The sequence below is a fragment of the Devosia sp. genome (assembly GCF_017307565.1).
GTDB lineage: Bacteria > Pseudomonadota > Alphaproteobacteria > Rhizobiales > Devosiaceae > Devosia.
On record NZ_JAFKHD010000440.1, the window covers coordinates 1 to 11624 of the forward strand.

Consider the following 11624-nt stretch of genomic DNA (forward strand, 5'->3'; position numbering starts at 1 on the left):
AAGAGGATGGCGACGAGCCCCTGAACGATCATGGCATCGCTTTCACCCTTGAGGTGAATGGACACGGCGCCATCGTGCTTGGCGGGCTCGGCGACGAGCCAGACTTGGGAAATGCAGCCATTGACCTTGTTGGCATCGACCCGCTCCGCCTCTTCGAGGCGCGGTAGCGCCTGGCCGAGTTCGATGAGGTAGCGATACCGGTCTTCCCAATCATCAAGGAAGGAAAGGTTGTCGGCGATGTCCTGAAAGGGCTGGGGCTTGGTCATGGCCTCTATCTAGGCCTCATAAGAAAAAGCCGCAAGCACGGGGCAATGTGCTTGCGGCAGGAGCCAGTGAGCTGGAGTTACGTCGCATGGGCAGGGACGTGCATCACTGGATAGGCCTAATCCGACGCCGGGGCAGGCGCCGTCAGCCCGCCCAATCCGGTCGAGGTCGGGGGTAGGGAACCGGATTGTCCTGCGGCGCGACATGCATGGGTGTGCCGGAGGGCGGGATAGTCGGGAGGGCAGCGGCGACGATGGCCTTGCCCCCAATGCATTGCAGGCTATCGCACTCGATGCCCTCGATCTGCTGGGCAACGAACTGGCTGCCATGCGCGAGGGCCTGGTTGGCAACCGATTCGGCAGAGGCGCCGATGTCGGCATCCGGGCGGATGACAACGAAAGCAACGGTGAGCCAGAAGGCGGAGCGCAAAAGAAACATCATAGCCAAAGCTTCCGAACGGGCCTCTCCCGCTCTTTGATTCGAAGCCTAGCCCCCGCTTCTTAAGGGCAGTTGGGCCCAGTCCCTAAAATTTGAAACAAATCGTTGTCGCAGTTTCGGAATGGGGCAACGCCTTGTTTACGCTAACTGCCGAAAGCCTCCTTGCGACGCGCACACTTAAATCTGTCTTAGGGGCCAGCGCGCGAGGGTGCCGGGACAAGATCTGGTGGAACAATCAGACAGGACGAGCTCGGCTTCGGGTTTGATCCAGCGGTCCGGGGGCCGACAAGATTGGCGTCTCAAGTATGAGTAAAGTGATGCGTAGCCTTGGTATTTTTGGCATTGGCGGAAAGGGCGGCAGCGCGGCTGCAGCCGTGTCTCGCCAACGCCCCGATGTGCTGCGCCGCAAGACTATCGCCAACAATGCCCGTCTGCTGATCGCTGCCGCCGTGTTGCTCATGCCTCTGGCGCTCTGGTCGCTGCTGGACAAGTCGGCACTCGGCTTTGCTCTCGCCTGCGTCGGCCTTGCCGGCGGCATGACGAGCCTGTCGCTGCATCACCGCGGCCGTTTCGACGATGCGGCGCTGGCGCAGATCGTGACCATCATGGGCGGTGGGCTCGTGCTCACGCTGGTGGATACGCGACTTGCCGATATGGGCTTGATGATCACCCTCATGGGGCCGGTTCTGACCGCGCTGCTCCTGGGTTCGCAGGTGCGTCGCTGGAGCTGGCTGGCTGTTGCAGTTGCGCTCGTGCTCGGTTCGCTCGGCTCCCTTATCGGCCTTCCCGTCGACAGTGCCCTGGCCCAGGAGGCCACGACGGTTGGTCCGCTGGTCTTCGGGCTCGCCATCGCGCTGGTCGCTTACACCACCCACAATATCAATGCCGGCTATGTCGTGCAGGACAAGGCGCAGCTCAATGCCTATCGGCATCTGGTCGAGCATGTGCAGGACACCGTGCTATGCTTTTCGACGGAAGGCGACCTGGTCTCGGCTTCCCCGTCGGCTGAAACGCTCTTCGGCTGCCCGCGCTATCAGCTGAGCACGGCCTCGCTCGGCGAGCGCCTGCACGTCATGGATCGCCCCGCCTATCTGACCGCTTTTGCTGATGCCAATCAGGGCGGGCGGAATCGCTCGATCGAGGTGCGCATGCGCCGCGACGACCCGCATGCCCGGGGCGGCGTGCCGCAGTTCATCTGGGTGGAAGCCCGATTCGCGCCCATCCGCGATGACGACGCGGCGGAACGCTACGAAGTGACGGCGCTGCTGCGGGACGTGACCGAGCGCAAGGATAGCGAAGCGGCCATGGCCGAAGCGCAGCGCTCGGCCGAAGAGGCCTCGCAGGCCAAGTCGCGGTTCCTCGCCACCATCGGACACGAGCTGCGCACGCCGCTCAATGCCGTTGTCGGTTTTTCGGAAATGATGACCTCGGGTATCGGCGGCGAACTGTCCCCGACCCATCGCGAATATGCCGGTCTGATCCACCAGAGCGGACGGCACCTGCTCGACGTCGTCGGCATGCTGCTCGACATGTCGCGCATCGAAGCTGGCAAGTTCGAGATCAGCACCGCCCGTTTCCAGCCCGACGAGATCGTGCCGGCCTGCTTTGCCATGGTCGAAGCCATGGCCAAGGAGCGCTCCATTTCGCTTGTTGCCGACATCGAGCCGGGTCTGCCCGCCGTGCTGGCGGATGAGCGCGCCTGCCGGCAGATCCTGATCAACCTCTTGTCCAACGCCATCAAGTTCAGCCATGTCGGCGATACCGTCACATTGGTGCTCAAGCGCCAGGGGCAGTCGCTCAGCTTTGCCGTGCGCGATCACGGCATCGGCATGGCGCCGATGGCGTTGGAGCGCATTGGCGAACCCTTCTTCCAGGCGCAGGACGGGCTTAACCGTCAATATGAAGGCACGGGCCTCGGCCTCTCGATCGTAAAGGGCCTGGCCGAGCTCCACGGCGGTGCATTGCGCGCCATGTCCGAAATTGGGGCGGGGACAACCATGACGGTTCTTCTCCCGATAAACGGTCCGGCAACCAAGTTGGAAGAGACTGTCGCTGTCCTTCCTCTCCATCGCGAGCCTGCAGCGGCGCCTATCACTCCATGGCAAAACGAAAAAAGAAAAGCGCAATGACAGCATCCACTCTGTCCCAGCTGCCGCTTATGGCCGGCAGCGTTCTCATGACCCATCTCGGTCGTGGAGCGCATTGGGCGTTTGAACGCTATATGCGCGCTCCCCTGGCTTCGACGGGCGTCTTCGCCCTCGTGGCGATGAGCGCCCTTGCTGGCAGCAATGCGCTCTATTTCCAGACGGGTGTGCATCCTTCGCCGTTCTTTTCCATGGATCGCAGCGTTCCCTATTCTGCGCCCGTCGATGCCGCTTCCGCGCCGATGCCGGCGCCGGCCGAAATGCGCGAACAGGCCGCTCAGGACGCCCAGCAGCAGGCTGCAATCGCCAATACCGCCGTGTCGCCGCAAACGACCGGCAGCGTTGCTACCGTGCCCCAGGCTATTCCCGAGCAACCGGTCGGTAATGCCGAGGTCTTTGCCGTTCAGAAAAAGCTCGCCGAACTGCAGCTCTTCCAGGGCAAGGTCGACGGCTACTATGGCCCGATGACCGCCCGCGCCATCCGTGCTTTCGAAGAGCGCAACGGCTTTGTGCCCATGGGCGCGCTCTCGAGCGGTATCGTCTCGGCGATTCTCGGGTCCGATTCTGCCGGTCGGGTTTCAACGCGTGCTCCGGTCGCGCAGCCGGTCGTTCAGGCCCAGCCCGCACCGCAGCCCCAAGCCGCGATCGCCCCTGCGCCTGTCGTCACGCCGGCGCCCGTGCAGGTCGCCGCCTCGCCGGTGCAACCCCAGCCGCAGCAGGATCAGGTTGTGGCTCGCTTGCCCGCGCTCTCTCCGGTCGAACAGGCGGTGGACACCGTTGGCGTCGCCGCGGCCAGCACCATTGATTCCATTGTTGCCGCCGTTGATGGCTCGCGCGGAACCGCGACGCCGACCAGCAATCCGCCGGTGCCGACCGCAAGCCTGCCTGCTCCTGTGCAGGCCGCGCCGCAAGCCCTCGTCCAGACGGCCTCCTCGACCGTGCCCCAGACCCAGCCGCGTGCGGCCCGTCCGGCAACCGACGGCCAGCTCGTTGCCGATATTCAGCGTGGGCTTGCAAGCCTTGGCTTCTTCCGAGGCCAGATCGATGGCAATCCGGGCCCCGAAACGGCGCGCGCCATCCGCGAATTCGAAAATTTCCATCGCTACAAGATAACCGGCCAGGTGCAGCCCGACCTTATCGACCTGCTGCGCAAGGCCGGCGCGACCATCTAGTGGCCGGGGCGATCCGCAGCGATCTGTGGTGCATGGCCTTCGTGCGGCGCCACAACGACATCGGACATATGTGCGTCGTGGCGCGCCGTGGCGATCCCATCGCCGGGCAGGTCTATATCGAGGTCGACCATCTCGATGGCACGCGCTCGCTTTATACGCCGGCGCCGGTGATCAGTCGTGGCGACGATGCGGGGCTCGTCTTCCAGCGCCGCTTCGACCATGTCGAGCCCGACACGGTGCGCCAGCGCATCGCGCGGGAAAGCGACTTTGACCCCGATCTTTGGGTACTGAGCATCGATATGCGCGGCGATGACCTCGGGATCGATGTCATCAAGGATTCTGGGAAGGCCTAGCCGCCTCAAACGGAAATCCCCGCTTTCGCGGGGATGACACAGCTTCTTTTTTTGTAATGCCGAGACCTTAACCAGCGCGGCGGGCGCCGATGCGGGAGAGGGCGACCATGGCCTGTTCGACCACGGCATTGCCCGAGCTTGCGGCCGGCTGCGGCGTGCGGCGGCTGGGCATGGTGACCGGGCGGTACTGCGGCTTGGACAGGTCGAGCAGGTTCACTTCGCCGCGCCACGCGCTCATCAGATAGGCCATGGACTCGGCCGAGACGGTGGCAAAGAGCGAGGCGAAATCAGCCAGGGCGCGCGAGCGTTCGCTGTCGTGGCTCGTGGCGTGGATCAGAACTTTCAGGCCATCATAGGCGGAGACGCCGAAGCCGCGCAGCACCACGAAGGTCGAGGCACCGGTGACGTCATGGGCGATCTGGCCGCAGCGGACTTCATCAAGGCCAGTGATCTGGGCGAGAAGGCGAGTGACTTCCGGACGACGGTTTTCCGAAAAGAGTTTCATCAACGCCTTGGTCAGTTCCGGCGTCGCGACCGAAAGCTGCTCGATGGTGCGCGAGATCGGGGCGGCCGGGGTTTCGCGGTTGGCGAAGGCCTGGATGACCTTGATGCGGTGCGAATCAGAGAGGTCGAAAAATGCGGGGGCGAGCAGGGCTGCGTCGAAATCGCGACGTTCGCCAAGGGCTTCGGCAACCAGGTGGTCCATCTGGGCCGAGCGGGCGAGGGCGCTGAGATAGGCGCCGCGCGGGGTGATGTCGAGATTGGTCGCGAGGGCACGATAGACCTTGCGCGAGTTCATCTGGAAGAGTTTGGCGAGAACCACATTGGTCAGGTTCTTGCGGCTGGCGATGGTTGCGGCGGCGCCGACGTCGTAGCGGCCGAGCACATCGAGCAGGGTCCGGTCCGACAGTTCCTCGGCATTGGCGAGGAAGGAAACGAGATCTTCGCCAATGTTTTCAATGACTAGCTGCTCGAGGGTCTGCGAGAGCAACTCGCTGCGGCCAAGGATGGCGGCGGCCTTGGCGCGGGCCTGGGGGCTGGCGGATTGGAAGAGGCGCGAGGCCAGGGTCTCGAACTGTTCTATTTCGGGAACGGTCGGACGGCCGCGGCGGGCATAGGCATCGCATGCGGCTATGAGAAGGGTGTTGGTGCGGTCCACACCGCCGGTTTCAATGAGAAGCTGGAAGGTTTCGTAAGGCTGAAAACCGAGCATGTTAGGCAGGACCATCGATGTGTGCGCGCCCCCCGGCGCGTTCTGATGAACAATTTGCCTATAATTCGTTAGCAGACTGTTAACCTTGACGATCTCTTAATGGGCACAGCGCGGCGGAGCGTCACCGCGCCGGGAGAATCACCTGAACTCGCTGCCTCCACTAGGGACGGGGGAGCGGCGCACCGATGGAGGTCAGCTTGGGAAAGCTGCTGAGATTTGAAAAGCGGGACCGCCCCGCAAGAACCGGACCCAGACAGTCCGGCGACGCCCAGATTTTTTTGTTCACCGGGGTACGTTATGAACGCGGTCCGACGCCGCCACCCACTGACCGGCTCGACCCCTCGCGGCGTCGTCGTAAACGCGGCTGATTTTATGCCGCGCGTTTTGGGATTTTTTGCCACGGCAGTTCTTGCCGGGCTGGTGGTCGCCTGTGCGGCCCGGCCCGTAGGCGATTTCGGCCGCGCGCAGCCCGGTGTGCTGCATGACAATGTCATGCCCGCCGTCGGCAGCTTCATGGCCAAGCAGCGCGAGCCCGTCTCGAACTTCAACCAGACCGACCAGGAACGCGAGATGCATGATCGCACCTGGCGCTTCCTCGTTGCTGCGCATTCCAAGGACTGGATGTTTGATTCCGAAGCGGAATTGCAGCGCACGCGGATCACCCGGGCCAAGGACTGGATGTTCAAGCCGGACCGCTACTACAACTGGCTCAAGAGGGAATATTACCAGTCCTCGCGCGTCCGCTATGCGACGCTGGGCCGGCATATCCTGGCCGATCTCGATACCCTGCCATCGACCTTCCTGAGCATCTGTGCGGTGCTCGAGGTCGACAAGAACCGCGAAGTGGCGCTGGCCTCGCTGACCGATCTGGCCCCGACTGCGGCCAAGGATGTCGCTGCGCGGCGGTATGAAAATACCCACCACATCGAATGGTTCGTGCGGGCGGTGAACTACCGCTACCAGAGCTATTCCTATGCGCTCGACAATCTGCTGGTCGAAACCCCGCATGAGCAATCGATCGCTGTCGACAATTCCCTGCAGCAGTTGCAGGCCTGGGCCGACCGGGCCAGCCGCTACGATTTCTGCTCGGGCGGACCGAAGCGGCTGGGGCAGGGCGGTGTCACCATACCGTCACGCTTCCAGACGATGGTCCCGGACACGGAAGTGATTCAGATCAAGTAAGTGCCGGAGTTGCCTGTGAGTGCCGAACAGACCGGGTCGCCCGGAGAGGTTTTTGGAGCCTTTCTCAAACTCGGTCTGACCAGTTTCGGCGGTCCCATCGCGCATCTGGGGTATTTTCGCGACGAGTTCGTCAGCCGGCGTGGCTGGTTTGACGACAAGAGCTATGGCGACCTCGTCGCGCTTTGCCAGTTTCTGCCGGGTCCTGCTTCGAGCCAGGTCGGCTTTGCCATTGGGCTGATGCGTGCCGGTCCGCTCGGCGCGGCCGCAGCCTGGGCCGGCTTTACCCTTCCCTCCGCCATTCTGATGGTTCTCATCGCGCTCGGCGCGGCGGCGCTGAATGGCGATCTGGCACAGGGCGTGCTGCACGGATTGAAACTGGTCGCCGTGGCCGTCGTGGCTCAGGCGGTGCTGGGCATGGCCAAAAGCCTGACGCCGGACCGGATACGCGCGGGGATTGCCGTTCTGGCCGTGCTCGCCATGGTCGTGCTGGGCGGCGTTGTGGGACAGGTCGGTGCTATCGTTCTCGGTATCGCGTTGGGGCTGGTGCTGTGCCGGGAAGCGGGCGCGGAAGTCGCGGCCGGGCCCAAGGCGCCGGTGTCGCGTGGCTTTGGCATTTTCGCGCTGCTGCTGTTCGTCGGATTGCTGGTCGTGCTGCCGCTGGTGGCCGGAACCAATCCTGGGGTCGCGCTGTTCGACGCCTTTTATCGCGCGGGTGCGCTGGTTTTTGGTGGCGGCCATGTGGTGCTGCCCTTGCTCGAAGCGGGAACGGTGGGGCAGGGCTGGCTCAGTGCCGACACGTTCCTTGCCGGCTATGGCGCAGCTCAGGCCATGCCGGGGCCGCTCTTCACCTTCGCTGCCTATCTCGGTGCGGCGAGTTCGGTACCGCCGAGCGGGATCTTGGGCGCGGGCATTGCTCTGGTGGCGATCTTCGTGCCGGGGCTGCTGATTGTGCTGGCGGCGCTGCCGTTCTGGCAGGGGCTGCGCGGCAATCCGCTGGCGCAGGCCGGGATGCGGGGCGCCAATGCGGCGGTGGTGGGCGTTCTGGCGCTGGCGCTCTATGATCCGGTCTTCACCTCGGCGGTTTTGTCGCCGCTGGACTTTGCGCTGGCGCTGGCCGGGTTCGTGGCGCTGGTGAGCTGGAAATTGCCGCCGCTGGCAGTGGTTCTGGCACTGGCCGCCTGCGGTGGGGTGCTCGGCGTCCTCTAGACCCGATCAGCCGGCCGGATTGTAGAGGTGCATGACCGGCTCGCCCTCGATTTCATAACCGGCATCGACAAAGCCGGCGCTCTCATAGAGACGGCGGGCAATGACGTTCTCCGGTTTGACGTCGAGCGCGATGAGCGGGCAGTTGGTCGTGTCAAAGATCAGTTTCGTCAGCGCGGTGATCGCGGCGGTGCCGTAGCCTTTGCCCTGATGGCGGGCATCGACCATCATGCGATAGATCCAATAATGGCCGTCCTCGGGTTCGAGCGCATACATGGCGAAACCGACGGCTTCGCCGTGCGCAACGATGAGCAGGGGAACGCAGGCGTCGCTCCCGGCGGCCTGATCCAAGGAATAGGCATTGCTTGCCACGAAATGTTTTTGCTCGGGCTTTGGCGCGAGTGCCAGGGCAAGGGCGCGATTGTCGGCATCGATGGCGACGAGCTGAACGAGACTGGCTTCGGACATTGGTTCTGGCGACCTGTTTTTCCTTTATTCTACGGCCAGGCCTCAGGAATTTCAAACAGTTACCGGTGCCCGCACCGATTTGAGGCGCTCGGCCGCCTTGGGGGCAAACTCTGCCAGCATGTCGACTTCGCGCCACTGCGCGGCATGGACTTCTTCGAGCTGGGCGACGAGCGGCTGACTGGGATCGGCGACGAAGAGATATTGCAGATCATGGTGGACATGCGGCGCTTCGTTGCGGGAGCGCTTGCCGGGCACGTCGTGACTATCGATGACGAAGGGCAAGTCCTGTCCCTGGTGCCAGGGGTGGAGTTGCAGGCCGGTGATGCCGGTTTCCTCTTCGGCCTCGCGCTGGGCGGAGAGATGGAAAAAGGCACTCGGCTCATAGTGGCCGCCGGGCTGTAACCAGCGGCCGATGGTCTTGTGGTCGATGACGAGGATTTGGGCGTGGTCGGGCGAGAGCACGATGGCGCTGGTGGTCAGGTGCCCCGGCATGGTTTCGCGGCTATCGAGGCGGTGGCCTTCGCTCATCTGCCAGAGGAGGAGGGACATGTGTTCGGCTGGGGCCGCGACTTCGGCCCGGTAGCGCGTGACGGCGGTGGCGAGGGCGGCGGTGAACTGGTCCGGGGTCATGTCAGGTACGGCTCTGGAGGGCGACGCGATTGCCTTCGCTATCGCTGATTTCGGCAACAAAGCTGCCATCGGCAAGCGCGGTCTTGGGAAAGAGGATGTCGCTGCCGAGGCTTCGCGCTGTCTCGATGGTCGCGTCGATGGCGTCCACGACGAAATAGAGGATCGCGCCGTTTTGCGTCGGCACGTAGACCTCGCCCTGGCAAAGAGCCCAGCTGGTGCCTTCGCCGGATACCTCGGCATAGGCCATGCGGCTTTCGTGGAGGTCGACGGGTTCGGCAAAGGCAGTGCCCAGCACTTTGCCATAGAAGGCGATGGCGCGGTCGAGATCGTTCGCGGGAATTTCGACATGGAGGATCATGGACTAGCCCCGGGGCGCGAAGAGGATGATGCCGGCACCGATGAGGGCGACAAGGGCACCGACGATGTCCCAGTGGTCAGGTTGCCGGCCCTCGACGGCGAGGAGCCAGACGAGGGACGCGACGATATAGACCCCGCCATAGGCGGCATAGGCGCGGCCGGCATGGTCTGCCGGGGCCAGCGTAAGAAGCCAGGCGAAGGCGATGAGCGCGACGACGCCCGGGGCGAGCCACCAGATGGATTTGCCGAGGCGGAGCCAGGCCCAGAAGGCAAAGCAACCGGAAATCTCAGCCAGCGCCGCCAGGGCATAGATGGCGATTACAGGCAGGACAGGCGCCATCAGGGGCGCGGCCCGCAGGACACGGCGGCAAGCCGATCGGCAAAATGCTGGCGCATGGCTTCGTGCGGAGGCGAGAGGCGGACCAGGGCGAACAACTGATCGCTCGGCGCTTCGACGACCAGCAGGCCCTCTTCGATATCGATCTGCTGCTGGGCCAGGAGCCGGGTCTGAGCGTCGTTGAAAATGCCGAGATCGACGGTCTGGCCGATGCCGTCGCGATTGGTGGTGGAATAGATGACCGCCCCAGCCTGATTGAAGAGGGCGAGCGACCAGAAGGCGTCGGGCAGCTTGCCGCGCAGATAAGTCGGGCCATCGGATAGGTCGACTTGGCAGAGGCCGTAGACGAGCTCTGGATCAAGACCGAGGGGATTGGGCCGGCCGGCCTCGACCGGAGGCAGAACCAGCATGTGGTTTTTGGCCTCGAAGGCCGAGACGCGCGACCACGTGGTCTCATCGGCCAGCATGGGCAGGGTGAGAATGACCAGGATGTGGATGATGCCGCCGAGGAGCGCGCCGCCGAGCAGCCAGAGAATGACGCGGGTCATGCGCAATTCCCCCGGGTAATGCTGGGCATGGTGTCGTTGTCCGAACCGAAGCCGGAAAAGGCGGTGGTATCGTATAGTGTCAGTCGCAAGGAGAAGGCGCCGGTGCCGGCAAGTTCGAGCCAGGAACCGGGCGACAGCGCCTTGCCGATGGAGATGACGATGGCGCCGGCATTGTTGCGGATGATTTCGCTCGAGCGCAGGGCCAGTTCGGTGCCTGAGGCCGCAAGATTGACGCCTTCGGCATTGACGGCGGCTAGGGTCCAGAAGCTTGAGACGGGGACGTGGCCTTCGAGCACATAGGTGCAGGAAAGATCGAGCGCATCGCCGGCGCTATCGGTGGTGGCGACGAATTGCAGGCCTTCGGCGCGGCCGAGCTGCAGGGCAGCCTCGCGGGTGAGATGGCCGCGTGAATAGGGATTGGGCGAGGCAGAGCCGAGATCTGGCCAGGACACCCACGGGCCGATTTCGGAGGCGCCGAACAGGCGGCCATCGGTAAGGGCGTAATAGCTCAGGCCAAAGCCGGTCGCCAATGCGACGGCAATCGAGGTGAGGAGCAGCAGGACAAAACGCATATAGGTTCAGCATCCTCTATGGGTGGGCATGGAGTGCTGGACCGGCAGCGCTGCGAACGCTTTAGGCTATAGCAATCAAGCGCAGGACGCGGAAGGCTTCAAGATGTGCTGCAGACAAATTTGCGCTGGTTGGGCAAATCTGGTGGGCCTCGCCGATGCGGCGATTGCCCGTGGGCAAGGCGGGCGCAGGGCGCCCGCCCGAAGGCGCGAGGCCTAGAGAGCTTCGATCTCGGCAAGGAGGTCGTCATAGACCTTGCAAGCGGACTCGACGTCGGCCGGCGGCTGGGTCTGCAGGGCGGTGAACTTGCCGGTGATTTCAGTGGCCTTTTCCGGATGGGCAGCAATCACGGTCTGCACCTTGGTGGACAGATCCATGGCCTTTGCCTGCAGTTCTTCGGCCGTGCAGGCGAAGGCGGCGGTGGAAGTGGCGACAACAAACCCAAGAGCGAGAAGCGACGTCTTCATGACTGGTCCTTTAGTCTAAAGTGAAGTGCGACCGGCCCGCTGCCGCAACGACGAGCGGAGCCTGCGCATGGACTTTTGCCTCACGAAAGCGTGAGAGCAGTCAGGAAATGACCAGCGGTTGAGGCGAAAATGTGGACGCCTCAGTGGCTCAATTCGTTCAGTTTTATGAAAACAATGTGGAACGCGCCCGCTAGAGGCCGGTCGTGGTACGGGGCGCGCTGGCCTGGTCGGTGATCGGCTGAAGGGTCTTGATTGCGCCATCGAGCCGGTCGGCGAGG

The 11624-nt window shown here is 63.7% G+C and carries 15 protein-coding genes; 5 read left to right on the forward strand and 10 right to left on the reverse strand.

What is annotated here, in order from left to right:
* A partial coding sequence (locus J0I64_RS19190) for a SufE family protein (protein WP_291411258.1) occupies positions 1-266 on the reverse strand: 266 nt, incomplete at its 3' end.
* A 142-nt stretch (positions 267-408) separates the two neighbouring features.
* Entirely contained in the window at positions 409-705 is a 297-nt protein-coding gene (locus J0I64_RS19195; protein WP_291411260.1) for a hypothetical protein, read from the reverse strand.
* Positions 706-1007: 302 nt separating this feature from the next.
* On the opposite strand from J0I64_RS19195, the gene J0I64_RS19200 reads away from it, so the two are divergent.
* The 3 genes from J0I64_RS19200 to J0I64_RS19210 are packed head-to-tail and all read left to right on the forward strand — an operon-like array spanning position 1008 to position 4371.
* Positions 1008-2831 carry an ATP-binding protein gene (locus J0I64_RS19200; RefSeq protein ID WP_291411262.1) on the forward strand — a complete coding sequence of 608 codons (1824 nt, stop codon included), beginning with the start codon at positions 1008-1010 and terminating at the stop codon, positions 2829-2831.
* The gene (locus J0I64_RS19205; protein ID WP_291411264.1) at positions 2828-4018 is read left to right on the forward strand and encodes a peptidoglycan-binding domain-containing protein; all 1191 of its coding nucleotides are present in this window, start codon (positions 2828-2830) and stop codon (positions 4016-4018) included. The genes J0I64_RS19200 and J0I64_RS19205 overlap by 4 nt, the downstream gene beginning before the upstream one ends.
* Positions 4018-4371 (forward strand): DUF1491 family protein, encoded by a 354-nt coding sequence (locus J0I64_RS19210; protein WP_291411265.1) that lies wholly within the window; start codon positions 4018-4020, stop codon positions 4369-4371. Before J0I64_RS19205 ends, J0I64_RS19210 begins: the two co-directional genes overlap by 1 nt.
* Before the next feature lie 67 nt (positions 4372-4438).
* On the opposite strand, the gene J0I64_RS19215 is transcribed toward J0I64_RS19210, so the two are convergent.
* Entirely contained in the window at positions 4439-5599 is a 1161-nt protein-coding gene (locus J0I64_RS19215; protein WP_291411267.1) for a DUF2336 domain-containing protein, read from the reverse strand.
* Positions 5600-5881: 282 nt separating this feature from the next.
* Between J0I64_RS19215 and J0I64_RS19220 the strand changes: the two genes are divergently transcribed.
* Positions 5882-6766, forward strand: coding sequence for a hypothetical protein (locus J0I64_RS19220; protein WP_291411269.1), 885 nt, complete (start codon positions 5882-5884; stop codon positions 6764-6766).
* A gap of 15 nt (positions 6767-6781) precedes the next feature.
* A complete protein-coding gene (chrA, locus tag J0I64_RS19225; protein WP_291411271.1) occupies positions 6782-7972 on the forward strand; it encodes a chromate efflux transporter in 1191 nt (396 codons plus the stop codon).
* A 6-nt stretch (positions 7973-7978) separates the two neighbouring features.
* On the opposite strand, the gene J0I64_RS19230 is transcribed toward chrA, so the two are convergent.
* The 7 genes from J0I64_RS19230 to J0I64_RS19260 all read right to left on the reverse strand — a co-directional run bounded on the left by J0I64_RS19230 (position 7979) and on the right by J0I64_RS19260 (position 11346).
* Positions 7979-8437 carry a GNAT family N-acetyltransferase gene (locus tag J0I64_RS19230; protein ID WP_291411273.1) on the reverse strand — a complete coding sequence of 153 codons (459 nt, stop codon included), beginning with the start codon at positions 8435-8437 and terminating at the stop codon, positions 7979-7981.
* A gap of 51 nt (positions 8438-8488) precedes the next feature.
* The gene (locus tag J0I64_RS19235; protein WP_291411275.1) at positions 8489-9067 is read right to left on the reverse strand and encodes an NUDIX domain-containing protein; all 579 of its coding nucleotides are present in this window, start codon (positions 9065-9067) and stop codon (positions 8489-8491) included.
* 1 nt (position 9068) lies between these two features.
* Entirely contained in the window at positions 9069-9425 is a 357-nt protein-coding gene (locus J0I64_RS19240) for a VOC family protein (protein ID WP_291411277.1), read from the reverse strand.
* Positions 9426-9428: 3 nt separating this feature from the next.
* Positions 9429-9764 (reverse strand): YnfA family protein, encoded by a 336-nt coding sequence (locus tag J0I64_RS19245; RefSeq protein WP_291411279.1) that lies wholly within the window; start codon positions 9762-9764, stop codon positions 9429-9431.
* Positions 9764-10309, reverse strand: coding sequence for a DUF1254 domain-containing protein (locus J0I64_RS19250; protein WP_291411281.1), 546 nt, complete (start codon positions 10307-10309; stop codon positions 9764-9766). The genes J0I64_RS19245 and J0I64_RS19250 overlap by 1 nt, the downstream gene beginning before the upstream one ends.
* On the reverse strand, positions 10306-10881 hold the full coding sequence (locus J0I64_RS19255; protein ID WP_291411283.1) for a DUF1214 domain-containing protein: 576 nt from the start codon (positions 10879-10881) through the stop codon (positions 10306-10308). Before J0I64_RS19255 ends, J0I64_RS19250 begins: the two co-directional genes overlap by 4 nt.
* Before the next feature lie 213 nt (positions 10882-11094).
* Positions 11095-11346 carry a hypothetical protein gene (locus J0I64_RS19260; protein ID WP_291411285.1) on the reverse strand — a complete coding sequence of 84 codons (252 nt, stop codon included), beginning with the start codon at positions 11344-11346 and terminating at the stop codon, positions 11095-11097.
* Positions 11347-11624: the final 278 nt, after the last annotated feature.